Source organism: Phormidesmis sp. 146-12 (assembly GCF_052939495.1).
The window spans coordinates 1-25706 of the sequence record NZ_JBJPHS010000025.1 but is presented as its reverse complement, the minus strand read 5'-3'; the positions used below and the strand labels follow the sequence as shown (position 1 = coordinate 25706).

The 25706-nt window shown below is 46.2% G+C and carries 14 protein-coding genes; 1 reads left to right on the top strand and 13 read right to left on the bottom strand.

The window, feature by feature from the left end; all coding sequences use genetic code 11:
* Nucleotides 1-61: 61 nt before the first annotated feature.
* Nucleotides 62-2161: a DNA phosphorothioation-associated putative methyltransferase gene (locus tag ACKFKF_RS12870; protein ID WP_446868069.1), complete on the bottom strand. Its 2100-nt coding sequence runs from the start codon at nt 2159-2161 to the stop codon at nt 62-64.
* A 32-nt stretch (nt 2162-2193) separates the two neighbouring features.
* On the opposite strand from ACKFKF_RS12870, the gene ACKFKF_RS12865 reads away from it, so the two are divergent.
* Nucleotides 2194-3342, top strand: coding sequence for a cysteine desulfurase family protein (locus ACKFKF_RS12865; protein WP_446868068.1), 1149 nt, complete (start codon nt 2194-2196; stop codon nt 3340-3342).
* A 25-nt stretch (nt 3343-3367) separates the two neighbouring features.
* Here ACKFKF_RS12865 and brxL read toward each other — a convergent pair whose 3' ends face one another.
* The 12 genes from brxL to ACKFKF_RS12805 form a co-directional block, all read right to left on the bottom strand.
* Nucleotides 3368-4810: a BREX system Lon protease-like protein BrxL gene (gene brxL / locus ACKFKF_RS12860; RefSeq protein WP_446868067.1), complete on the bottom strand. Its 1443-nt coding sequence runs from the start codon at nt 4808-4810 to the stop codon at nt 3368-3370.
* A 13-nt stretch (nt 4811-4823) separates the two neighbouring features.
* Nucleotides 4824-9536: a methylation-associated defense system protein kinase MAD6 gene (gene mads6 / locus ACKFKF_RS12855; RefSeq protein WP_446868066.1), complete on the bottom strand. Its 4713-nt coding sequence runs from the start codon at nt 9534-9536 to the stop codon at nt 4824-4826.
* On the bottom strand, nt 9529-14994 hold the full coding sequence (locus ACKFKF_RS12850; protein ID WP_446868065.1) for a hypothetical protein: 5466 nt from the start codon (nt 14992-14994) through the stop codon (nt 9529-9531). Before ACKFKF_RS12850 ends, mads6 begins: the two co-directional genes overlap by 8 nt.
* 3 nt (nt 14995-14997) lie before the next feature.
* Nucleotides 14998-15441 (bottom strand): hypothetical protein, encoded by a 444-nt coding sequence (locus tag ACKFKF_RS12845; protein ID WP_446868064.1) that lies wholly within the window; start codon nt 15439-15441, stop codon nt 14998-15000.
* The gene (locus tag ACKFKF_RS12840; RefSeq protein WP_446868063.1) at nt 15428-16258 is read right to left on the bottom strand and encodes a hypothetical protein; all 831 of its coding nucleotides are present in this window, start codon (nt 16256-16258) and stop codon (nt 15428-15430) included. Before ACKFKF_RS12840 ends, ACKFKF_RS12845 begins: the two co-directional genes overlap by 14 nt.
* A 64-nt stretch (nt 16259-16322) precedes the next feature.
* On the bottom strand, nt 16323-17123 hold the full coding sequence (locus ACKFKF_RS12835) for a phosphoadenosine phosphosulfate reductase family protein (protein ID WP_446868062.1): 801 nt from the start codon (nt 17121-17123) through the stop codon (nt 16323-16325).
* A gap of 64 nt (nt 17124-17187) precedes the next feature.
* The gene (locus ACKFKF_RS12830) at nt 17188-17994 is read right to left on the bottom strand and encodes a protein NO VEIN domain-containing protein (protein WP_446868061.1); all 807 of its coding nucleotides are present in this window, start codon (nt 17992-17994) and stop codon (nt 17188-17190) included.
* 579 nt (nt 17995-18573) lie between these two features.
* Nucleotides 18574-22068: a hypothetical protein gene (locus ACKFKF_RS12825; RefSeq protein WP_446868060.1), complete on the bottom strand. Its 3495-nt coding sequence runs from the start codon at nt 22066-22068 to the stop codon at nt 18574-18576.
* 20 nt (nt 22069-22088) lie between these two features.
* Nucleotides 22089-23006, bottom strand: a complete 918-nt coding sequence (locus ACKFKF_RS12820) for a DUF4007 family protein (RefSeq protein ID WP_446868059.1) — start codon at nt 23004-23006, stop codon at nt 22089-22091.
* A 363-nt stretch (nt 23007-23369) separates the two neighbouring features.
* Nucleotides 23370-24170 (bottom strand): hypothetical protein, encoded by an 801-nt coding sequence (locus ACKFKF_RS12815; RefSeq protein WP_446868058.1) that lies wholly within the window; start codon nt 24168-24170, stop codon nt 23370-23372.
* A 9-nt stretch (nt 24171-24179) separates the two neighbouring features.
* Complete coding sequence (locus ACKFKF_RS12810) at nt 24180-24731, bottom strand: hypothetical protein (RefSeq protein WP_446868057.1); 552 nt, start codon at nt 24729-24731, stop codon at nt 24180-24182.
* A complete protein-coding gene (locus ACKFKF_RS12805) occupies nt 24731-25522 on the bottom strand; it encodes a DUF4058 family protein (protein ID WP_446868056.1) in 792 nt (263 codons plus the stop codon). The genes ACKFKF_RS12810 and ACKFKF_RS12805 overlap by 1 nt, the downstream gene beginning before the upstream one ends.
* Nucleotides 25523-25706 lie beyond the last annotated feature (184 nt).

The window sequence follows — 25706 nt, the reverse complement described above, 5'->3', positions numbered from 1 at the left end:
TCCTTGAGATCTAACAGCCTAATATTTTTGCAAGACTGTCACCAAACCTGACTCACAAACCCTATAAGTTAAGCAGATTATCCCCCCCCTTTTCGCCCTGCCTGTTTTGCTCGGATAGCCGGACATCTTTGCTGCGCCGTTGACTTCGTACCAGCTTCATCCGATATGGATCAGCATCTTTGCGCCAAACGACCCGATGCCCTTTCAACTCTGCACAGTGATCCTCCAAGCACGATCGCCACCCTCGTCGATCGCTAATCCGCTTCCAATCTTCGAGTAGCCCCCAATCTTCTTCCTGCCGACTCAGCTTGGCAAACTTCTCGTAGCCAGGATACTCAGGCGTGACTAGCAAATCCTTCTGGTGCAGTACAGGTGGATTGTCATCGCGATCGTGGTCTCGATAGTGAACGTGCAAATCCCGCAAATCAATCTGCATACTGCTGTGCAAAGCCGGGTGTGGATCAGCATCAAACTCTGGATAGACCAGATACGTGATTTTGGGCTTGCGGCAGTGAAATTTGATCACGTTTGCTTCTTCAGGACGACCGATCGTTCGAGAGGCGCAGCCTTCATAGAGGCGCAACAGCGGGTCAAGCGTTTCGATCGCTGACACATGCACCCAGAGAGAACTCCCCAACTTTTTACCAATTTGGCTACTTTGACAACGTTCTGCAACTACGCCCAAATTGCCTAAACTCATTAGCATTAAATCTGCCGCTGTGCAGGCTTGCTGATAGCCACCAAACAGACTCTTGATATCAGTTTGAACCACGCTTGCTAAGTCTCGCAGTTTCGGGCGATGGCCAAAATGGCTCAGTGCTAGATAAACCAGCAAATCTTGACGACGGCGATCGCTAATTGCATCCCACTCTTGCGGATTCGTCGCTTGCAGAACAATTTGAAACGCCCGCCGCAGATTGCCAAACTCAGCGCTAAGTGCTTCAGTTTCAGGCAGTTCCTCCAGCGTTGGTAATCGCCCTCGATCGGTAAAGAAAGCCATCAATGGAGACAGCAGTTCTTTGTAGTCTTCAAATCGCTTGTGCTGGAGTTGCACCTTGGGAACAGAAACGCGCGATCGAAACCGAGAAGCCCGAAAGTTTTGCGCCTGTACCTCATCTCGAAACACGAAGTAAATGCCCAACGCGATCGGCACCGCATCCACCCCCAACACCTGGTCAATATAAAGCTTGAGTTCCTCCTGGTCATAATACTTCTGAAACGTGTTGCGACTGGTAATCACTCCGTCTCCATAGGCAATCTGGCTACTGCCCTGAGCAATCAATACTTGTGCCGCTACAATCAAAACCTGCCGGGTTAGTGTCCAAGCCCTAATCAGCGCCTCTCGCCGCTCAGTCTGAGATTCAATCACATTTATGACGTAGCCCAGATTTACCACATCTGCCTCTGCCAATTCAGTGTTGGGACGGTAGTGAGGGTCCCAGCCAGCACTGGAATAGCCCGATTTAGCCACTCGCTCAAGGTCACCACATTGCCCACACCCATAATCAAAAAATGTAGTGCCTTCGGTAAAAAGACCTGCTTCCAGGGCGAGACGAACTGGCTTGGAGAAGTCACTACGACTGATGGCAGCTTTGTATCGATCAATTTTGACTTGAGAACTTCGGGGATTAAGAAGCGAGTGAATCAACCTATGTCCTTGAAACTCAACCCGACAAGCTGCAAGCCGCTGCTCCCACGCCTGTCGAGTGCCGATCGCTTGAGGATCATCAAGCAGACCTAATGCCTCCTCCTGACGAGTCAGGGCGACAAACTGCTGGTAGAAAGGATAGTTCGACGTAACAAATGTTTCTTTACGATGCAGAATGAAGGGGTTGCCTGTTTCACTATAGTTTCGGTGTTTGACTTCTTGATTCAGCAGATTGATCTGGACGCTAGTAAGTAAGGCAGGATGAGGATCGGTATCAAAATCAGGATAGATCAAGTACGAGAGACTGGGTTTACTGAGACTGAATTTGACCAATGTCAATTTCTCTACTGAAGACGCAATTTGACGCGCTTCACGTTCGTAATTTTGCAGAATAGGATCTAACACTGGCAGAGCCGAAACGTGAACATATAACGCATCAGGCAAAAGTTTGCCGACCTTGCTGCTACGGCAGGTAGTCGCGATATTCTTAAACTGTTCAAGACTACAGAGCATTTGACAACGCCAGTCGATAAGAGTATGGAGTAATGATTAACCCAATTTACCTTGATTATCACTCAACGACTCCCACTGATCGACGAGTGGCCGAGTGCATCTACCACTACATGACCGAAGGATTTGGTAACGCTAGCAGCACAGATCATGAGTACGGCGATCGTGCTGAATCAGCCATTAACCAAGCTGCTCAACAGGTTGCCGATTTGGTTGAGGCTTCACCAAAAGAAATTATTTGGACATCGGGTGCAACTGAGAGTATTAATTTAGCGATTCAGAGTAGTCTTGCCAAGCCTCCACCTTGCCAAATTGCTTTGCTTCCCATTGAGCATCACGCAGTTCTGGATACTTGTCAGACCTTAGAAAAACGAGGATTGGCAAAATTAATTTATCTTCGTGTGGATGCAAGAGGCAGACTCGATCTCAATTACCTAGAGCAAGTTTGTGCAGAAGGACTCTCGCTGCTGTGCATCATGGCCGCTAACAACGAAATCGGAAATATTTATCCAACTGAGGCGATCGCTACAATTGCTCAACGCTATTGCGTCCCCTTTCTCTGCGATGGCGCTCAAGCAGTAGGCAAGATTCCGATTCAATTTGGCGAATGGGGAATCACTTATCTTGCAGTTTCTGCACATAAGCTCTATGGCTCTCAAGGCGTTGGAGCGTTGATTGTCCGCAAAGGTCATCGTCTAGAACCGATGCTGTTTGGAGGCGGTCAGCAGCAAGGAATGCGACCCGGTACACTCAATGTCCCAGGAATTGTGGGGCTAGGAGAAGCCTGCCGATTGCGACAGCTTGAAATGGAAGCAGATGAAGCCGCGATCGCACTCAAACGGAATCTTCTGCAAGCCCTCTTACTTGAGAAAATCCCAGGGCTGGTCGTTAATGGTGATCTCAACTCACGGTTAGCGGGCAACTTACACATTTCTATTCCTGGAGTGCCAAATAGTGCTGCGATTGCCAGAGTGCGCTCTAAATTGGCCATCTCGACGGGATCAGCTTGTTCATCGGGGGTAGAAGCGCCATCTCATGTTCTTCAAGCTCTAAGACTCTCTTCCGACCTGATAGAAGGCGCACTGAGAATTGGAGTTGGGAAATTTACAACTCAGACAGAAATTTATCAGGCAGCCGAAATCTTAGAGGATGCCATTCGTTCAATTCGTGTGATGATCTCCTGAATAACGAAAACTTGGTGAGTCTGCCTCACTGCACCTCCGCGTAGATTGCTCGACCTCGTTGACGAAATTCACCATCAAGAAAGTACAGAGAGTTGCGGATTGCTTGGCGTAGCTCAATAGCAGGCTCCAGACAGTCCCGCTCAAAATCCATCAATGTCACCTGCTCTAAATTGGGGTACAAAATTTTTAAGAATCCTGCCGCTGATTTTAAAATGGCTGTTTGATCACGAATGAATGTAGTGTGATCAAATTTGATGTGTTGTTGTGCGTAGAGCAAGTATCGATTGTCTCGTCGCAGGGACAGAAAGACTTCGCCGAAAAAGTCCATTTTTAGCCCAACTTGAGAAGACATCATATCCCGCTGAAACTTAGGGATTTTCCAGCCAGGGATGATGCCAGCAAAACGATCGAGAAAAGCAGTTTCAGAGAAGAATTTTGGTAAATCTGCAACCAGATTATCTTCATTACGAGGTTGTAGATACTGGTCTAACTCAATGTTTGCCAGCATAATTAAAGAACAATCACTGGCAATATCTTGAAAACCCGATCGATTGTATCGACCGTTAGCTAAGTAAGTTTTGAGTGGGCCAATGATTTCATCTGGATTGTCGAAGGTCAGGCTTTGCACTTCATCTAAGGCAACGACATCATGGCGGCCTAGAAGCCCAACTTCTTTTGTCTTACCATTAAAGAAAAGTTGAGCCGGAGTGACCTTGCCGCCGCTAATTAAAGATACTTTACTACTGATATTTTCAAAGACAAAACTCTTGCCAGTCCCTTTCGGAGCAAGCTCCATTACATGATAATTAGACTCCACTAATGGTAAAAGCCTCGACAGCACCCATGTCTTTGCTGTACGGGTGTAGTTCGGATGCTCAGGATTCAAACCCATCGAGCAACAGAGCAAATCACGCCATTCATCGGTTGTAAATTGTGAGCGGCAGTGAGCATAGTCATTTAGACTTACGCTCGAACATTGGAAGGGATCAAAATCCATTACCTCAAAATGAAATTCACCATTTCCATCAGGTTGCATCCCAAGTGTGATTTTTCCCCATACCCCATGACGGAGAAGCATCTTGTTCTGGTCGATGAGGTTTAACGAGATACGACAGTCTGAAAGATTTAGCACAGGAATTTGAGCAAATGAGTCAGGAATTGCCCCTTTGCCTTCTAACTTAACCCGAACCTGCATCAGAGCAATGATCTTACGGATCTCCCCCTTCTGCGTAATGTCAAATAAGATCTCTTGTCGGTCGTCCTTACGGGGAAATGCTTTTTTTACAAAATCATTCACTTTTGCTGATTCTTCTGCTGTGAGCGCACCCGAACCTGGAACAATTTTGTCGAGTAGCCACTCTGCAACGTAGCTTGGAATGCCCAACGATGTTAGCCCACTGGACGGAAGGCGCATCTTGTCGATACTCAGCGTACCAAATATATCCTTAACCTTTTTGTTGTTATACATATACATGCTGTCTCTACAAGAAATCGTCAATATCGAATCCACTGCTGAAAAGTTGTTTAATCACTAACTTAGATCTCTGGCTAATAGAACTTTTTCCACACTCTGTATCTGCAAAGTAGAATTCTACACGACCCGTTAAGTTAATGCATTTTTCTGACTCTGTAGGCGGCAACTCTGGACACTTTGCGAGGGGAATTGTTAAGGTTATTTCTTGATCAGGCAAAATCCTTGATTCAAGCAATAATCCATTCCTTAATTCCTCTATCTCTTCAATGTAGAGCTTCAAGTTGGTCAGCGGCAGCGAATTCGGGTTATGAAAGTGAATATCAATGGTTCCATCTTGCCCTGCTTTTCCTGTTCCTTCACAGAGCACTGCGATCGGATTGCGTTCTACCTTTTGCTGCAATACAGAGACACCAATGATGACTTCCTCGGGGAATAATCCTCCGTGAAACCCAACATTTGAACCGCTACCGCTACAATATCCAGTTCCTCGGACAACACTAATGTCCTGCGGTAGCCTAAAGCGATCAGCTTCAAGAATTATAAAGCGTGGATCGTTTACTTTACCCAGCGCGATTCGCCCTTTTGCCTGTATGTTATGGGGTAGATCTGTCAACTGAGAAGAGCATCCCATTAACTGACCATGATCACTAGCAATCACAATTTTGAGTTGATCAGAGTTTGGATACATTTGGACAAAACTTAGAATCTGTTTAGCGATTAGCTCCAGCATGTGAGGACGGTGAAGGTTATGGAGACTCTGCCAGTCACGTTCACGATGATACAGTTCATCTAAACAAGTTGTGTCCCAGCAGTAAAGCTGATACTTCTGCTCTTTTAGATCGCGAATTAGAGTATCTTTTGTGTAGTCTGTGTACCGCTCTCCTCGATATTTTTTCCCTTTGAGCATCAATGGAAAAGCTTTACCAGCGCGTTCTTCCCAAAAAGAGTCATCCGGTGGCAGTTGAGCGTACAAGCTCCATTTTGCATAACCTGTCTTTGTGGGGAGAATGCTAATTCTGGGTTCAAGTGCAGTTGTAGTCGATAAGGCTTGATCTTTGGTAATGTAGCGGAGTAGCTCCTCATGATCGCGCCAGCCTAATCCATCTACAACAACCCAGAGAACGGGGTGCTGTTCACACAATTCTTGCACAAGGGAGGCAACGCTGTAGTTTAATACAGACCGCTCAACTTTATCTTCTCGTAGTTGAGGATACTGCTTCACGAGCCAATCAACAAATGAATCCGCCAAGCATTCACTTTGATTGGACTCCGCTTGAGGAGAGGCTGTAGTTTCCCAACCTCGAAAGGGTAAATAACCTTGAGTAACCCAATTCAGTGCCTCTGCAAGGTTTGCATCTACCTTGAGCATGTTAGGAAGTTGAGGGGGCTGCTGAGACGTAATTTCTTGCTGTTGCTGAAAACTGAGATGGTTGTAAATCTTGTCCTTGCGCTCATGGGTGATCCAGTGAGGATGTTTTTTGAGCAATCTGTAGGCACGAGTAGCAATGTATGCCATTTCTGGAGATGGGTCTGACGAACATTGCTCTAACACAGCTCCTTTGGTTTGAATTAGTTTTTCATCCCAAAATCGAGTAAATTCCTCACGTACTGAGTCTGGAATTTCTACTGGAAATTGCCCCAGTCGTTTGTCTTTCTTACCAGTTAACCCAAGCCACTGTTTCAAAAGCTGGTTCTTATCTGTCACACCATAGAATTCACTGAATGAATGATTTTGGGCTTTGATGCGCTGCTGCCAGACCTGTTCAAAGACTTGATATTCACCAGGTAGTTGAACTGAAAGCCAATTTGCTAAATGCTGGTGAGACGGTTCACCTAGCCAAATGTTGCGATGTTCAGGCTGTGCATCCGCTAGCAAGTGAGCGATCGAGTTTTCACTTGAATAACTATCTAGCCGAGTAGACCAGTCGATAATCTGCTCAGCATTCCATTCACTGGGAATCTCAACAGGTGCTAGAAGCGCCTCCAAGCAAGTGCGAGGGTTTTGCTTAACCTCAACGATCGCTGATGCCTTGTCGTGAGCACGTAACCAAGCTTCAGCCCATGTACACAGGCTTTCACCCCTGACCCAGAAGCTTCCTTCTAGTACAAAAAACTTCTCGACCCACTGACGCTCAGTAGTGACCGCAATATAATCTGGAGGGACTGGATACAAATTTGTTGGATCTAAAACCACTTTAGAATCGGCGTTATATCTTATGGATGAGAAAGAGCCACGTCCGTTTCCAGAGCCGTTTCCATAAACACTTTGTTGGAAGTCAATGGTGTAGCTATCTAAGGATTCATCAGTCTTAACTGCATGAATTTCGTAATTGGGTGAAATGCCAATTTCTACATCAATTTGTGCTTCTACAGACACAATTTCTATATCCTGAGCCGTTTGGTCAGATGAGGTAGCAAGATTACTATGTTCGACAGAATGTTCGATAGAATGTTCGACAGATGCATCAGCAGTTGTAGTGATGGGGAAACAGATCGCTTCCAGTACATTTACCAACTCAATAGCCGATGAAAACCGATTGCATTTTTGAGGTGCAGTCGCTTTCATCAGTATTTTAACAAGCCTCTCTTCTAGATCGGTGCAGGCATCAAAGCTTCTTGGATCACGCATTTCTTTGCCTGTAGGGGGAACTGCTTCCTCAAAAGGATAGTGCCCACCCGTCAGACATTCATAGAAAGTGATTCCTAAAGCGTATAAGTCTCGATCGATACGGTCACTAGAATCTAACTCCGCCGAAAAGTTAAAATCAGGTGGAATGTAGCGCCGAGTACCAGCGTTTGCACTAATTTCTTCCTGCTCTGAAACTGCAATATTGAAGTCAATAATGCGGATTCCCTGATTAGTTAATAGCAGGTTAGAAGGTTTAATATCTTGATGATAAACGCCGTTATTGTGGAGATGAGCAAGCCCCAGCGCGGTTTGCTTCACGATTTTCAACGCTTCGTCCGCTGACAACTGCTGTTGAGCAATCAAATCATCAACATCTCGCCCTTCAAGATAATCAAAGATGATATATGGTGTTTCGTCTCTAAGATAGCCACCCCATCGGACTTTGACAACATGCTGGTGCTCTGGAAGTTCTTCAAGTGTCACATATTCTTGTCGCAGTCGCTCACTGACTGAGTAGCGATCGCGTAAGACGAGCTTCATCACACGCTCGACACCTCGCAACGTATCTAAAACTTGGTAGGCGACAGCAAAGCTACCTGGTTTACCAAGACGTTTCCGTATCAGAAAATGATTATCAAGCAGCGTTCCAGGGAGAAGATTTGTCAGGTCTAGAGGTAGCGACGCTTTAAAGTGCTGTTCACTAGCTATAGGTATTAATTCATCTAGCGCCTCTCTAGCACTTTCATATCGATCTGACGGTTTGATCTTACAGAATTTTTGTAACCAGCTATCGATCGCTGTAGAAACTTCAGCATTGAGCTTAGAAGGCAAGTTGAGAAAGACAGCTTGAGAATCTACCATTTGCTGTGCATGATCAAATGCTCGCTTTCCAGTCAGCAGTTCGTAAAAAACAAGTCCTGCTGCAAAGAGGTCAGACACAACAGTAGCTTTTGCTGGGTCATGATGACATTCAGGAGCCTGATAAACAGTGTAAGCGTCCAGGGCATCAACAATGTCATCAGCGATGGAGCTACCGTGATTCTGAATTCGAGCATAGTCAAATCCTGTCAGAAGAATTTGCTTTTGGGTTGTGATTAGAAAACTATCAGGTGTAATGTTACGATGAATGACTCCATGCTTATGTGCATAGTTCAGCGCAATTAGAATTTCTCGGATGAAGCCTAACTTTTGATCGAGCGTGAAGGACTGCTGATTCTGCTCAATCTGTTGTCTGAGAACCTGCCCAGCAATATCTTCAGATACTAAAACAACGCGATCGCCTTCTTCAGGCTCGATACAGTCTTGAACCTTGAGAATACCATCATGCGTCAATCGAAAGACGGCTCGATACGCAGTAGTCATCAACTGAAGTTGTTTCTCACGGGTGGCAGTATCTTGATAGAGGTCGATTGGATACACCCTCAGTCGGGTCGTCAGACCCCGTTTTGCAATCGATCTGCCAATAGCGCGATATTCAGTGTATTGGCTATTCCCCCCCAATTCCTCCTCAATTTGCCAATCCCCATAGCAAACCGTACTGGGTGCTTCGGCTCTGCCACGAATTGTAGTTTTGATATCTAAAGCAAACGGTCGAATGTCTGTCAGGCGATGTGCTGGAATATGAGACAAGTCTTTAAAATATTTGAGGCAGTCCTTTACGGAGACCACTGACTTTTCATCCAGTCCTGTCTTATCAACTACAAAAGAGTCTTCGGATGCCATAAGCACGACTTCTTGGACGTGGACATCATTCAGCACTCTTCTGCGGGCTGGATTCGCGGAAACAATGAGAGATTTGAGCGTCTTGGCGTGATGCCGTAGTTTTTTGACAGGTGAAGGAAAAGATTGACGATTTTCGGGATACCAATTGGGTTCAATGATTTCAACCCGACCACCCGTTCCCTTGATATCTACAACAAAGATAGAATGGGGTGCAATAATAACCAGGTCTATTTCATAGATTCCGCTACTACTTTTAAGCTCCAAGTTATGGATAAGAACATAGTCATCAGACAAATTCCCATCCAAGTATCTGATGATCTCACGCTCGATGTCATTGGCAAGCTCCCCAATTCTGATAATGTCAGCCATTGAAGTCCTCCGTTAGGTAAGTCAGGTATTGAGCCAGTTTTTTGTAGACTTCCTCGCGTCTGGGGCGAGATAGTTGCTGAAACTTCAAGATAATCTCATTGGCGCTATCTTTCTCCTGTTCCTCTGTGCAGGAACCTTGAATACGCTCTAGGGAGTTTTGCTGGTCGATTGTCAGGTATTCAAGAAACTCATTTCGATAAGCTTCAATCTTATTGAGCAATCGCGTAGCGCTGTCTAGCCGTTTGGATTCACTTTCAGAGCGATACATTTCAAACGCCTGTGATTCAAGCTCACGCAACCCTGATTCAGCATTAGAAACTTGCTTTTGTCGAAGCGTTTGTTCGCTGCTTTCCAACAAAGCCCTGAGGCTCTGAGCTTGATTAAGGAGGTACTCAGTCAGGTTTGGGCAGGCTTCCTGCCAACGAAGTAATCGATCGCGGTTCTTACGGCAGTCACCGATCGTGTTTATTCGTCTGATAGATTCACCGACGCGAAGTAATGCTACTAACTGGTTTACTTCTTCAAGCAAAGCCTGGTAGTTTTGTTCTAACTCTCCGCCCGCATAGTGAGAATCTTTTTTGAGTAATTCATCTCGCAGAGCGTCAGCAGCTTTACTGGTTACCGTATTGATTAGCCGCAGTCGCAAAGCTTCTAGTTGGTCTGCATATCTTTGAATCTGCTGCTGTAGATTTTCTCGAAGCGCAGCGATCTGAGGTTGAAAGCTAGGTAGATTATGGAACTTTACTTGTTCTGCCTCAATCGCTTCTAATGCCTGCTGAATTGCTGTGACGGCTGAGAGGTTCTTTGATCGCGTCTCTAAATCATATAAACGCTGAAAGTCTTTCTTTAACTCCGTTGTCTGCTGCTGTAGGGCTTGACAGGTTTTTTCCTGGCTTGACTCTTTAAAGATTGATACCAGATCCGTCAACTCTTCTTGAACTTGATTGAGTTCTTGAGAAGTGGTAATTGAAGCCAAGCGGTTTCTGTTCTCCTGAAGTTTTGCATGATGACTATTGAGTTTTTGCTGAAGTGAGTGAAGAATTTGCGCCAACTCTGAGTGATTGACCTCTGGGTTATGTAGCTGAGGCTGTAGCGACTGTATTGCGTTGATGCCTTCTTCGAGGAAGACAACCGTATTGGTTTTGGAAGCTTTGTATTTGTCTCGAATCGCCTGAATCCTCTGATCATCTTGATCGCGCTTTCGCTGTTCTTCTGCTTGAAACTTTAAGTTTTGATTTTGTTGTATTAGCGCTTTAGCAGTTTCTTGCAGTCTAGTAACAACTTCAGAAAAGGCTGGATAAGCTGTGAGTAGAGCGATGTATTGATCAAGCTGCACATTGAGGTCATCGTACTCTTCTAAACGTCTAAGCTGACGACTATACACTGCATCAAACTTTTCTGTGATGACGTTGGTAGATGATTGCTTTAGCTGAGTAAGCTGAGTTTGATATTCTGTTATGTCAACCGTTGTATCTACGCCTGGTAATGCGATCGCCTGTAAAGCGTCATACGCCTGGAGAATATAATTAAGCTTCCCAATCTCAAGATCTCGAATTCGTTGCAGTGCTGATTTCGCAGGAAACAACGCTGATTGAAGTATTTGATGAGAGTCATCTAAGCGTTGTCCTTGATGCACTTTGACTTCTAGGCGTTTAATCAACTCCTCTACTTTTTGTAAGCTTTCTGGTTCTGTGAAACGGCGTTTCTGCCCAATGACTTCTTGAATCTTGGCCAGGCATTTGGTGCTGTCAAGCCCGATCGATTCCTCTGACCAGATATCAATTTTTTGGTTTAGCGCACGATAGTCTTGATCAATTTGCTGAAGAGTTTGTGTATAGGACTCTTCAGACATTATGGCGGGTAGAGCCTGAGCAAGAGCCTCAATTTTTACCTTTGTTATCAGGTATTCCTGTTGAGTGGCATCACTTTCTAAGTTGTGAGCCAGGACTTGAACTTGCATTAGGTGATCTTCTAGTTGCTGCCGTTCTTGTACTCTGGCTAACCAATCTTCTGCTTTTTTATTAGCAATTTCTAGCATTTCCATCAGGTGGGAAGGTAGATTAGAGGCTTGCTGTAAAGCATTGATCGAGGCGCGAACCTGAGTTCTATAGACACTACATTCTTCAGCCGTCTTGAACTGAGTCACTTGATCGCTCAAATCTGAAACTAGCTGTGCGATCGATTCTCCAACCTTTCGTTGAACTTGCACCTGACGATCGCGCAACGCCTGAGATAAACAAACAGCCGTCAAGCCAGAGCGAAATTCCTGTTTGTATTGGGCTGATAGCTGAGAAAAAATCTGGATGAGGCTTTCTAGCTGTGGAGCCTTGAGGCAATTCTCGGCGTGAGCGATCGGCTGTAGCCATTCTTCAACGGCTGCAATACCTTTAATGAGTTGCTCAACTTTTCTTCTGATTTCTTCCTGTTTAGCTATTTCTAACGTGTTTGCTTGCAATACAGAATCGAGGTTCTGCAAATACTGTTGAGCCTGTTCATACTCTACGGAGTCGGGGACATTAATCTCTAGAGGCTTGCGACGAATGAGTTGTGGACGTGTGCCATTTTGCAAAATCCATTTAGAGACAAAATCTCCGGGCTTATCTAAGATATTTGTCTCTAAAGACCATTCTTTTAATGAAGCAGATTTGATTGAAACCTGCTCGGTTCTTTTTTGCGGAATACCAAATCCGCCATGTAGAGAAACTTCTGAACGATGAAATGCTAACCAACCAGCAAACAAAATTGTGAAAGATAACTCATTGTAGCCGTAGGGGGCATCAGATAACGCTTGCCAGATTTTAGCAATCTCTACTCGCTTTTCATCTCTGTCTTCAAGGTCGGTTAGGTCGGATATTTTATCCCAGGCAGTTCTGATCTTGTCCTGGGTTGGGGGCTGGACGATATAGCTTTGGCTGGTGGCTTTTAACAGACCCCAAAGCTTTACTATCACTGGATTAAGAAGATTTTCGTAAGACCGATTTGGAAGGGTTTGTGGCTTGAGGTCGTTGCTGAGAAGACGCTTTGCTGCAAAGCTGATGATTTGTCGCCCAGCGGTGCTGGTTGACTTCATGGTGTCTTTGCCGTCTACAGTTGGAGCAGAGTGATAGAGATCAGCTAGTAGCATACTCACGATAGTGTGAGGCTTGTTACGATCGGACAGAGGGATTTTTTCAGAGACAATACTGTGCAATGTGGAGTCTTGCACGACTTCTTTCAAGCTTTTTGAAATGTCATCCTCTAGCTGTTGCAAGTACTGTTGAAAGGCCTGATCGTATTCTCGTTTCTCTCCTGGGTCAAGATGCGTTAACTGATATCTCACAACGAGTAGTCTTGCGATGGATTTTACACCTCGTCGAGGAATAGCAATGACAAGCCGATGGCTAAAAGAAGACTTTTGCAAAAGTTGAACTGCCTGTTTTCTCAGATCTTGAAGTTCTTGCTCGGTTTCTGCAACAACTTGCAAAAGTAGTCCTCGTTTATCTGAGTCATGAAGCAGCCTTTGGCTTTCTAGAGTTCTTGGAAGTTCGTCAAGGCTGATCACTTTCCAACCAAACTGCCAATCTTCTGCAAGTAGGCGATTTTCTGCAATAAATCGGTCGGCAGTGACGGTCTGTCCCCCAAGATAAGTTTTTGAGTTACGACCACACTCTTCAACAACTTCATCGAGCCGTAGCGTTTTTCCGTCTAAGAATCTGACGGTTTTATCTTCGACGAGTCTTTTAAGTTCTAGCAACCCTTTGCCTGAATAAAATCGGTAGGTTTGGATTCCAGTATTGTGGTAGATGACTTGTGCTTCGTGGCAGAGTTTGTCCAGAATGCTTTTGATTTTGGATTTTGAGAATCCAGCTAACACAGCAAGTAGATCATTATGAGAGATCCGATCTTGCTTTTCGGTGTTGTTTCCCTTCTTGAGAAGATCACCTGCAACGTAGTAAAGGAAGAGTGCTTTTAGAACGATGAGTTCTTCTGGGGCAGCCGAGCCTACAATCTCATCATAGGCTTTGCGATATTCAGGATAGACAGAATGCTGCGTGAGGTTGTCGTCTCCAAAGAAGTCGATCAGTCGGTGGGGATGCAGGAAATTGAGAACACCGTTTAGTTCAATAGGTTCTGAGTTGATAAATTCTCTGACTTCTTTGTGGATAAACTGCACAACAGTTCGTCCCTGAGCAAAGCCTAAATTACAGAGAAGGTAAGTTGTTAGAGGATGAAGGGGAAAGCAACCCATCGTGAGGTGACGATGGAAGTCAGTAAATGGAAAGTTACGAGGGGTGTAAGCGGTAATAAACCGTTCATATGTGGTTTGACTTTCGCCCAGCAATGCGCCATCCCATCGGTCTTGGAATACTTGCCAAGTCGATTTGGATATTTCTAGAATGAGGTTGTCCAAAACTAGTTCTAGGCTGGCTTTGGGTTCGTAAGTACTGGTAGCTTGTTCGACGCGAGTGGTATAGCGTTCATAGTTTTTACGATCGCTAAAACTTGCCTGTTGATCACCAGAGGGTCGTACCTGTGAAAAGCAGAGCAGTGCAATGTAAGTTTTGTGCCGTTCACAAATGTTTGTGATGTTTTGTATAGCAATCTGGCTCTTCAAAAATGCTGCATTAGCGGAAGAGCCTCTCAAATAAGCATTTAACTCATCAAATAGAATAAGTATTCCTTCAAATCGAGCGTTGCTTCCTTTACACAGTTTGGTGAGCAATTCTTCCAGACTGCTTTCTACATCCAGATCAGCATTGAAATCTATGGGAAACCCCTCGATCGCCCGGCTCATCTCTTTAACGATGGAAATTTGTTGATAGTCATCATTCTCTAAAAGCCCAATAACGGAGCTTATGTCACCATCAAAGTTTTGACTCACCAGATATGCGTCTGCTTTAGTGCGCTTTTCGGCAGTGAGTCCTTTGAGATATTGTAGGGGAGCGCTAACGAGTTGTTGGGCGATCGTATCGGTGATGCCTTCGGCTTCGAGTGTTTCACGTAGGGCGCGGAGAAAGGCTTGTTTGAGATCGCCAACCCGTTCACCACTGATGCAAACAACTAAATGAGGCTTGCTGCGCTGCTTGTAGGTGGTCAGGCTTTCTAGGGGCGCTCTGGATTTGCCTGAAACTGCGTCTCCAATCCGAGCGAGAATGCCTTGGACTTCTTCACTCTCGAAGGGTTGTTTAAAGAAGTTAGCGATCGTGAGAGCAAAGTGAGATTTGCCTTTGCCGAAGTCTTGCACCATGAGGTGAATGTTTGGTTCGTTGGGGCTGTGATAGCTCCGACGCAAAACTTCGAGGATGCCAAGTGTCGATTCCTTTGGTTTCTCTGGGTTGTAGTTGAAGACAAAACCCCGGCAGAGGTCGATATTTTGCTGATGGTTTGCCATCATATCGAGGCTGACAGCGTTGGCAATGAAGCCGTCTTCGCTGACTTTGACGAGGTGTTTGAGCAGTGCGGAATCGGTGACTAGCATAATCTACAGAGCCAGAGTGAGGATACGTTGGGTGCGGGTTTCAGACCAGTGGGCAGGAACTAGGGTGGGAGGCAGGACAATCCATAGGATGCCTTGTAGATGATTGAGATCGAACAGTTTGCGCCAGAAAAAGTCTTGGCTGTTGGGGTCTTTGGCAATGAGATAGGTAATCAAGCAGTCAAAGTTTTTGAGGAGAACGATCGGCTTGGGGCTTTCGGCACAGAAGGTACGGAGTCGATCGAATTCACGATCGAGGTATCTGTTGAGCATCAGAAAGTTGGCATCGGGTGAGATGCGATCGAGGAGATCAGTCCGGTAGTCGATTTCCTGAGCGTTATTTTGAAAGGCGATGTTCCAGATCTCGATGGGGCTGGGGTTTTGCCAGAGGAGGAGGTGAGGTCGATCGATGGGTTGGGCTTGCTTGAGGTTGATGTCAGTGGGCTGCATAAGCTGCCTCCAGAAGTTCTAAAGGGTGTTGCCAGCGACGGATGACCTGAAAGGGGCTGACGGTGCAGCGTTGTTCGATGATGCCTTTGGCTTCGAGGGCATTGAGTTGGGCTTGGCAGGTTTCGGAGTCGATGCTGAGGACTTTTGGGAGTCCCATTGGATGGTTGAGAATGTCTTCAGTGAGGATGGAGGTATGGTTGCCAAAGTCGCGCTGCCAAAGTTTGGCGAGGAGATAGCCAACCATGTTTGAGTTAGGGAGTTGGGGGTTGCCTGAGAGAAATTTGTCTTTGCTGGGGCTGGTGAGGATTTTGCAGGCGGCGATCGCATCGCTTTCGATGTAGGCACGAAGGGCGTAGCGGTAGTTTTTGGCGATAAGTTTATCGTCGTCATCAAAGTGGGTGCTGGCTTCGTAGGTGAGGTTTTCGGTGGTGAAGGCGCGGTTTTGAGGGAGGAAGTTGTAGATAAGGTATGTCCAGCCGCCCCAATCGGCGGGGTTGATGGGAGTGGTTTGAAGTCCTTTGTCACCCAAGCTGAGATGAAAGTGCATTAGCCAGTCTGTGTTGAGTGATTTAAGTCGAGAATCGTACTTCCAGACAAGCTTTCCTTCAGGGCTTAGAGTCTTGCTAGACATTAGACCAGAACGTACCGCCCAACTTTTCATTGGGCCCACCTTCTTGTTTCCTAATCCAGTTTTTTCCATACGTTCTTCTAGAGAACCTTCTAGCCCAGATTCTTCGGATGCAGCCTCAAAAACTTTGAGTAAGTCTTCTTTTTTAAGGGCAAATGACGTGTGAAAGCTAAGTTGAATTTTGAGCATGGAGGCAAAAAATAGAATGATTGAATCAAATGGAGGACATTCTGCTCAGACGGTTAGGGAGTTTTTATAGTTGACATACTAGACAGGGCAATGAATCATCTTCATCATCTAAAACATCAGCTAACGCCTCCGCTAAAGGACGATTGGGCGCGGTCTGTTGTTTACGATTCAATGCTTTGTGATGTTCAGCAATAATTTCCCTTTTTCGGGCTAGTAGTTCTTGTAGCGTCTCGCCCTGTGTCCAAGTGTAATGTCGCCCATCTTTGTGATTTTGTTCGTAGCGAATGGCTTGCTCAAACAAATCGGGATGTTCTTGGGCAAGCATAACCCACTCATATTTGCGCTGAAAAAAGCAGAAGAAACAACCTGAACGGCTTCGCCATTTATAATATTCGGGCATCCCAATACCGTATTCTTCAAGCAATTGAAAAATGTCAGCTTTGACTAACCCTTTTTCCTTAAATGGATAAACAGGCTTGATATTGGGTTTGGTTGATATGTAACCGTCGCGATTTTCATCTGCTCGGATGCCGATATAGCTGACTACTTCATCTTCTCCAACAAAAGCTTCAAGAGGCTTAATTTTTAGCTGTTTCGTACACCATCGCATTTTGGGTGACGGCAGAACCCCACCGTAAACATCTAACCAATGATCAAAACCGCGTTCGGGACTTAAATACTGAATCTTGATGCCTAGACGCGCCTTAATGCGCTCTAAATATTCGTAGGTTTCGTCAAGTTCTTTTCCTGTATCGCAGAAGAAATATTCCATTTCAGGTACTTCCTTGTGCATCAGTATGGCAAGTGCTGTACTATCTTTTCCGCCTGACAATCCTAAAATGTGTCGAACTTCATTCTGCCTCATTGCTCGATCCCCAAACTGCTTTTATTACCTTTTCATGCCTGCGCTTTTATGTTGCTTGTTGGTGTCAGTCAGGGCTGAGTAATCGACATTGCCACTGAGTTGCAGTCATTCCAAAGTTGCTGTAATCTATTGCTCCCTGACGCATGAAGACTTGATAGGTTTCTGCTTGCAGATTGATTTGATAGATAACTGACAAAAGAAATTTCTCTGAATTTTCTAGAGAAAATCGTCTTTCTGCTTCACTGATATAAAAAATCGGTTGAATGTGCTGTGTTGCCTTGACCTTGACATAAGAAATTGCCTGCTCGACGCTGCCTACCAAGATGTCAAATCCTAGTGACTCATAGGATTGCTGTGTAATCTTTTTGTCGGGGTAGCGTTGATAAAGTTTCTTCAGCGTTGCTTTTAGTGCAAATTCGTCCATTTCAAAAGACGTTTCTGCAATTTGATAGGGAACCTGAGATTTGGCGATCTCTAATACTCGATATAAGCGAAGTGCTTCTTCCTCAGAGATATCTTGAGACGAAATTCTTTTGTGAATCCAACTATCGATTTTAGTAATGCAGATTTCTTGCGCTTGAGTAACGAGAGCTGAATTATGCAAATTGAATTCGAGCTTAAATATTTGACTTCCCTTGTCATAATCCACAATGTTATGCCCACCAACTAAAGCTCTTTTTGGTGCATCCATTAACACTCGATCCCAAAGGCTTAAGTCTGAGCCATCATAACCACTAAGCATTTTCGCCAACTCGGCCCGCGTCGCAAATCCATTCCGCGTCAGCAAATACAAAATGATGGCAGGCTGATAAACGGCCGCCATTGTCATTTGATGAGTTAGAAACTCAAGTAGCTCCGTGATTTCTCTCATTCGACAACCAAGCGTAAACAGGGGACTTTGCTAACGCCCGTAGGAAAATACGGAGAATGCTGTCTATAGATTATCGATCGCGATCGCAGAAGCATGAATACCTGTGCAGCCGTGATGAGAAGCGAATTGCACCCCAAATCCTATCGGACTTGTTTCGTTGTAACAATTTATCCCAAATTAAACACTCGTACTAACATAAAGAATCACAGCATTTTTATAAATTTCTGGTGAACTTATCAATGGTCACATTGCTATATTGCTATAGCTTCTCTGTAAAAATGCCTAATCACCAATGGTTTCAGCCAATACCTTTGATCAACAGAGCGCCAGATCTTCCTAAAAATCACTCAGAAGAATAAACAAACTCACTTGCTGATCTCAGTAGCGATTTTGGCACTTACCTAGAATTTTAGTGACTCAAAGACATTTCGCCCGCATTGACGGCGATCGCTCTACTTGTTATCAAAAGACAGACTCCACGGTTTCAGCCTGATAAACCTGCCGCAACTCTTCCAAAGATTCACCCTCTATAAACCGCTAATGGTTGCCTTCAAAACAGCGCCAGTCATCCGCAATAATTTAAGAAGATTTGCGCTGTCGTTTGAGCTTGGGAGTTGAAACTGCTTTTTTATTCTCTCCCAAAACGGCCTCCGCCAATCGAGCCGCCAGCACTTGCTGAAGTTGAAGATTATCTCTAAAGCTCGTCCTCGCTAAAAGCTCTGAAATTACATCATCCACCTGCGATTGCTGTTGCTTATCCATCCAGACCAGTCGATTGACCTCTTGCCCATCCGGTCGAGTCATCGTAATTCGCCGTACCTCAAATCCCTCCTTCGATCGCGCCTCCATATCTGTTGATAAGGCCTCTAGATTCTTAAACTTTCGACCCAACTCCTGCAAAGCCGCTTCAAATCCTGCCACATCATCGTCTGTCCATGACTCCGCAGGCTTATCTGCAATGATCATCAGCACCGCTTCGAGCCACTCCTGATCACTAGGCTGATCCGCGATCGCCGCGGTTATAAACCGCTTCAACACGGGATCGATGCACTGCTTTAATAAATGGCGCGATCGCACCCTGAGATCCTCCCTCAACTTATCGATCTCCCCACTCACAGCAAACGACTCATACAGCTTCAGCTTGCAATCCTTGAGTAACTCAGGATAAGCCATCTGAATTTCTTGTAAGGCCGCCTGCAACCGCCGACAAAACTCATCTGCATACTTCTTGCTTTCCAAAGCTTCAACCTCGATCGCAGAAACCTTACAGGCCCGAGGCAAAGCCATAAAGAATAGCTTATCTGGCTCCTGCGCTTGCACAATTGCCCGTAAAACAGACTGCGCGATCGGACTGAGATAGCGGGTTGTTTTCGTTGTAAACGGTGGCAGCTTTCGCACAAATTGAAACAATGGCTTCATCGCCGCAAGCAGGCTTCCATTGCGAACTCCCGACTTTCCCATGACAGCACTGCCCACCAGCATCGCCTCCAGACGCTCAAATATCTGCGCCCGCAGTCCCGAAAAACCAAGATACTTAACCGCAAACCGCCCCGGATCTTTCACCAACAACTCAAAATGCTCCGCACCCAAAATAGGAATAAAAGTTCCATCTTTGTAAATGCTGACTTCTTCCGCACAGTGCAGCAGAACGGCAGCAAGTAAAATTGGAATTGCACCCCGCTTGAGACCATACGGAGCCGTCTCCAAAGCTGTATAGAGTTGACTCAGCGATCGCGCCTCATGCTTCGACTCCCGACAAAACTGCCAGATAGCATCCCAGACTGTTTGAAGTGCAGGCTGACTTGGCGGATAAAATCCCCAGACTCCCTCTTCCCGCCGATGAATTCCAGACTGGACTAACAAAGACGCATACATACTGACTTCTGGCCCCTGCCCAGCCAGCCCAAGCTGCTCTTGTGAAGCTCTCACCAACATCGCCTCCAACAGTTCCCGTCGCGCTTTTGCTCCCTGAGTGGTGAGTTCTCGACGATTAATTAACTCATTCCACAACGTCCAGCCTTTGTCATAAATGCGATCGCATCGCCCCGATAATATCGCCTGAAATGCTTGCATACTCAGTACTTCAATCGGCTCACCTTCCACCCAAACTTTCTGATTCACCATTGCAAAAGCCTGCTGAAGTCCGTCGTCTAAAAGCTGTTTCGCCTGGATGAGACGATATCGTACCTCTCGTCGCGCGACTCCATCAGTCGCTAGTGCTTTCGTCTGGGCTTGAATGTGCTTCAGCGCTGCATACTCCAACGATCGACCTCGCAGGGTCTCTAATTGTGTCCCTGGAACGATTACAAAAGGCTTTCCATCTGCGGTCTGGGACGGCACCTGATCAGGAATTCTCTCATCTACCCAATAGCCAATTAACCCATCTGCTGTGCGATCGCTCAACACTAGCTTCGTCAGGTCTTGACTGCGGTCTAGATAGCGCCGTTCAAAGTAGCGAAGCGTTCCAGTTCGATAGCTATGACGTTGAGCAACCAGCGGTTTAAGCGGTGAGAATTTCATCAAAACTTCAGCGAGGGAAAGCCTTTCTCGCTCAATCCAAGCGGTCACCGCAGCATCAGCATCAAAATCCGATCCCTCCCAGATTCTGAGTTCATTTAGTTGCTTACGATAGGTAATTAGCCCACGAGCCTGCAATTGGTCAATTACCTTTTCCCAATGGCGCTGTTCTCTAGTTCCAGTGGGATGATTGCATAGAGCAAGAACAACAAGTTCCCGACTCGCCCGCATTACACCCGTTGCAGTCACTAAATTGAGAATGCCGATCGTCTTGAGCGCACCCAAACTATCCTCATCCAAATGCCGCACATCAGAGATCAACCCTTGCACCTCTGCCCATCGCTGAAAATTGGGGCGAGAAGCTAAGTTCGTACCGACTGATTCTACAAAATAGTCATAGACCTGATGCAGTCTGAGCATAGGAATCGAATTGTTTTGCACAACCGAGTCCTCCAAAAATTGCTTAAATCCAAAAGGCTCAGAACTAGTCAAGAACGTAAATAGTGAGCGATCGTTCTGAGCATATCGGGTACACAACCTTGGCAAAACTAAAGCCGTAATTGGATGTAGCGGATAGGCATAGGTAAACACGTTTGCTGGAATTTCTCGAATGGTGCCAAGCTGGTATAAGCGATCACGCCAAGCTTCTGCCCGTTGATGAATGATATGACTCATTCCATCGGCTGAAGAGCGATCAATCACTTCGCCAATTAGACGAGTCAGTTGCTCTGGCGACTCTGTAAATGGAATGTCCTCAAAGCGTCCCTGAATTTTTGCCCATTCGTTCCGTTCGGCTGATCCTAAGCGATGGCTATAATCCGCAAATGATTGATGTAGTAAGCCAATCACATACACCTGACCAACCTGAGTACGAGGACGTTCTGCAAGTTGCTGAAGCAAAAATAAATCATCTGTCGTCTGGTGCTGCGCTGTGTACTCTAAGATTTTCCCAAGCTCATCAATCACCAGGAGAATATCGGTTTTGGCAGATTGAGCAACCTCTTTCAAAAGCTGCAACACTTGGCGACTATCAATCGATTGCATTCCCGCTTCGACCTCGATCGCAAGATCAGCGAGTCGATAGGCAATCTGTGGCTTCTGGAGATCGTTTACCCAAAAACAAGCTGCACCTCGATCAAGTGCCCGAAGAATTGTATGGCTCAGTGGCTCACGTTGAGCTGTGGCAACGGCCCTAAATAAGCCATGTTTGACCACTTTCTCGACAAGAACTTGATAGTCTGGACTATCTTTGCCCAAGGCTTGAACCGCAATTGCTAGGGCTTGCTGATGAGCTGTCCCTCCTGCTGAGGCAAACAATGCAGTTAGAAACTGTGCAAAAGCTGACTTTCCAGTTCCATACACTCCAGTCAGTGTCCATGCTCGATTCTCACCCTCAAGAACCATCGATTGCAAAATTCGTCTTAGAGCATCTATAGCCCGTTCTGTCAGCACATATCCTCTCAACGCCGATGGATTATCTAGATCACGCTCCAGATTAACAGAGCGAGCATAGCGATGATTGAGCTTGAAAAATCGGGAGAGAGATTTTGCTGCCATGATTTAAGCAAGAATACGTTCTAAGTTAGGGGGTTGTAGTAACGATTGAGCAACTGTGCTGACAATTCATCAGGGGCTTGATTATAGGACATTTGAATTAGCCCAGCCGTTTCGCGCAACTGAATGGTACTCCACGATCGAGAAACGTCTTCAATCGCAACGGCGATCGCATTCTCCGTCAGCTTAAACACCAATCCAGGACTGTTCTGATCAAACGTCAGCCGAGATAGAGCGATCGTTCTTTGGGACATGCCCGACCAGGCTGCAAATTCTAGACAAGCAGCAACAATGATTTCCGAGGGCAGCGCAGACTTTGCACCCATCCGAAACGCAAACCGCCCTGACTCGCCTGCTGTCTGAAGAATATTTAACGCAGTGAAAGGACAGTCAAGAGAGTCTTCGCTTGCCGTAGACTTACCTTCCTGCTCCACATACATCCTCAAAATGCAGGTTAAATCCTTCTTAAGTGAAGAATCTGCAATTTTTACTGTGAAAATGTTGCAATAGTCGTTAAGCGCAGCACACGCATCATCTGTAGAGAACTCGATCGGTCGGAATGAATTAAAGAAGAAGTGCCATGCAGTTGCTAAACAAGCAGGTTTCAGTAAATTCCAGTGAAGTAGCCACAGAGATGCTGGATTCTCAAGGAACGCATCCCACCCCTCATTATCTAAAAGCCGTTGACCAAATTCAGTTGGATAGACCCCTCGTAACGTCGCCTGCTCCTCCAAGACTTTAAAAGCCAAACACCAATAGCGAATAGACCTCACCATATTTTTCCCGACCCCCAACCGCACTGAGGCATCTTCTCGCAGAAAAATCTCTGGGTCATGGCTGGCAGCATCAAATCCTTTTTTTAGCCAGCCAAACCTAACGTGAAAAGTTTCATGTCTTGCAAAGACAGGGATCACTTTGCTACCAGGATGATGGGAGTTCATTGAGTTGAGAATAAGCTGTGTCATTCAGCCTGCCACTTCTGAGATTGCGCGAAGACTTCTAAATCAACGCATAAGCTGTTTCATTATGACCAAGTAAGGGCTAGAATGCACCGAAACTTTTTTCATACACGCAAATCATCACAACCTCAATGTAGAGACGTATCTTTGGGCAATATCTCTGAATGATATAGATAAACATGTCGAGCTTCAAAATTGCTCGTCAGTCCACGGCCTAAGAAAGTTTACTTAAATAGGATGCTGTGAAGACAACTGACTCATAGATCGAGATCATCTCTACATCTAACGCCACAAATCAGCCCTAACCTATTTCTAATCCAACAATTCCTCTCCTATCGAAAGTGTTCAGTATGGCTTATTCATCTTCAGAAGTCCGGTACCACTACTATCAATTGAGATTTCAATAACTCGCCTAGCCCAAAGGGTTTCTGCTTGATAAAACGCTCCCCGCTGCTCCAGTTGGTAGTCGCCTAACAACAGTGCTAACCAGGTTTGCACCGAGATCGCTCCCAGTTCCTCCCCTTTCTCCTGACTCCTCTCCTGAATCACCCTCGTTAGTTCCAGAAACCGCATCAACTGATCAGTCTGGGAAGCAAAACACTGCTGAATCGCCTCATCCCACTCCTGAACATTCTCACTGTGCGCCAAGGAGATTGCTTGCTCAAAAGTCTGCGGCAAATCAAACTCAACTTCCGCCTCCAACGCCTCTAGAAGTGCAGCCTGATCCAGTTCTACCACCACAGAGCGACCATCATCAGGAAACTCAGCCTGAGTCACTTCCTGAACCCTTCTCGGTGGTACAAGCGGCGCTTCCACAAATCGCTCAAAGTCTATCTGCATCGACTGCCGCACGAAGCGATCAAATGCCCCAGGCGGCATCACCGGCCCTTCTGTATTCCTAAGCTGGTCAAGTTCTGAAATAGTTAGCCAGGCGCGGTCTTGAATGATTTGAGCTAGACGAGCGATCACTTCTCCTGCCAGCGTCAATTGAGCGCGCATACTCAACGCTTCGAGAGCAATGTCCAGAGAAGTCCAGATCTCTTGTAGATCCGCGTCTTCTGGCAGTTCCTCAGCGACTTCCAAAGCACTCCACAGATCCAGTTGCACCACTCGGTTTGACCAGTCAACCTGTCGCTTACGAGTCATCCGTGTTCCTCATCGCGACGGCAATGGACAAGCTTGAGGGTCCAGTTCTTCCAGGGCGGCAAACTTACGAACGCCATAAAGCTCCGTCAACTTCTGCAACAATCGCTCCACATAGACTTCAACCTGCCGGGGAGTCAGTGTCGCACAGGAAATCGGGGCAATGTCTGCTTCTTTAATTCGTCCGCGCCAGACTTCTCCAGAAATGGCAACTAAAGGCGCATCCACTGCCCGTCGATACACTTGCAGCACCGCAGAATAGCCGACATCCGGCAACTGAGTGTCAAACTGAATTTGCTTGATGCCAGGGTGTTCTCGAATTTGTGCGATCGTCGCTTCCTCCAAAGGCTGATCCGTCAACTGAACCGTGATTCTGCCTTGTTGTGCCCAGCGTTTCTGATTGCGTTGTTGGTTGCGTCGGTCGCGATGTCGGGCATACGATCGCCGATTGGGACAGACCCGTGACTCCCAACAGCCATCACCCGCCTCGCCATGTAGCTGTTTTGCTTCGGGTGCAGGCAACTTCGCACACAAGCGACACTTTTCAGGCAGTGACTTCGGCATCACGGACTCCGCAGTGGAGCAAGTAAGTCATCCACCCATTGCTGATCCGTTTGCGCCAAGGCAGGGGGCGGAACGGGTTGTCGATAATCGATCCGCATGTCGTAGCTACCGAAGTCGTAAACACGATTAAAAATGTCTTGCAGATTAACCGTTAACTCAGCATCTTCTGGCTTCAGAGGAAGGAGAAAGTGGGGAATGACTTCTCGCAGACTAAAGCCATACAAATCTGCGGTGGGACGGTTAGATTCTCGACTGACCACAATTCGATAATCAACCCTTTGAGTCGTTCCAGTCATCGGCATCGGTAGATTTCCCCGCAGTAAGTCAATCTCAACTAAATGAGACAGACTGCCCAAAACTCGCTGACGCTTCTTCTCGTATGCAGTTCGCCCCTTGCCTTTACGCTTGTTCTTGGGGGACAGAATCTCGATCGCCGTCACAACCGTATTCGCTCCGACTTCCCGGACTTCTAGATACCGCTCTCGGACTTCGACGGGCACAGGGAGGCGAATCTGAGTAGGGCGCGTTTGTACGGCAACCTCTGATGCTTCCGACGATCGAGCCTTTTCTGGACGCTCTGCTGAGGGCAATATTAAGGCATCGGGAATGCCGACTAGCAATTCTTCTTCACCTGCGTCGGTGTAAGTGCGCGTTTCCACTCCGATATAGTACTTGGGGCGCAAACTTGGGATCAGCGCATTGGACATTTCTACAATCAGGCGACTGTGGAATTCTGACCAAAACATCGGATGTTCCAGATAAGGATTCATTCCAGGAAACGGCGAGGGCATGAATGGCTCCCAAACGCTGAAGTTGTCTTGATTTTACCGTATTTCCGATTTTGGTTTTGGTACTGATGTCGTATGCTGTTCATATTCCAGCTAATAGTCATTATCTGTAATTCAAAAAGAGGACAATTTTTGTGACTTTACCCATAACCTGTCCAGAACGGACAACTTATGAATGAAACCGGAA

Coding starts and splice junctions, on each gene's coding strand:
- ACKFKF_RS12870 (WP_446868069.1), bottom strand. CDS start 2,161: ATGCTCTGTAGTCTTGAACAGTTTAAGAATATCGCGACTACCTGCCGT.
- ACKFKF_RS12865 (WP_446868068.1), top strand. CDS start 2,194: ATGATTAACCCAATTTACCTTGATTATCACTCAACGACTCCCACTGAT.
- brxL (WP_446868067.1), bottom strand. CDS start 4,810: ATGTATAACAACAAAAAGGTTAAGGATATATTTGGTACGCTGAGTATC.
- mads6 (WP_446868066.1), bottom strand. CDS start 9,536: ATGGCTGACATTATCAGAATTGGGGAGCTTGCCAATGACATCGAGCGT.
- ACKFKF_RS12850 (WP_446868065.1), bottom strand. CDS start 14,994: ATGCTAGTCACCGATTCCGCACTGCTCAAACACCTCGTCAAAGTCAGC.
- ACKFKF_RS12845 (WP_446868064.1), bottom strand. CDS start 15,441: ATGCAGCCCACTGACATCAACCTCAAGCAAGCCCAACCCATCGATCGA.
- ACKFKF_RS12840 (WP_446868063.1), bottom strand. CDS start 16,258: ATGCTCAAAATTCAACTTAGCTTTCACACGTCATTTGCCCTTAAAAAA.
- ACKFKF_RS12835 (WP_446868062.1), bottom strand. CDS start 17,123: ATGAGGCAGAATGAAGTTCGACACATTTTAGGATTGTCAGGCGGAAAA.
- ACKFKF_RS12830 (WP_446868061.1), bottom strand. CDS start 17,994: ATGAGAGAAATCACGGAGCTACTTGAGTTTCTAACTCATCAAATGACA.
- ACKFKF_RS12825 (WP_446868060.1), bottom strand. CDS start 22,068: ATGGCAGCAAAATCTCTCTCCCGATTTTTCAAGCTCAATCATCGCTAT.
- ACKFKF_RS12820 (WP_446868059.1), bottom strand. CDS start 23,006: ATGAACTCCCATCATCCTGGTAGCAAAGTGATCCCTGTCTTTGCAAGA.
- ACKFKF_RS12815 (WP_446868058.1), bottom strand. CDS start 24,170: ATGACTCGTAAGCGACAGGTTGACTGGTCAAACCGAGTGGTGCAACTG.
- ACKFKF_RS12810 (WP_446868057.1), bottom strand. CDS start 24,731: ATGCCGAAGTCACTGCCTGAAAAGTGTCGCTTGTGTGCGAAGTTGCCT.
- ACKFKF_RS12805 (WP_446868056.1), bottom strand. CDS start 25,522: ATGCCCTCGCCGTTTCCTGGAATGAATCCTTATCTGGAACATCCGATG.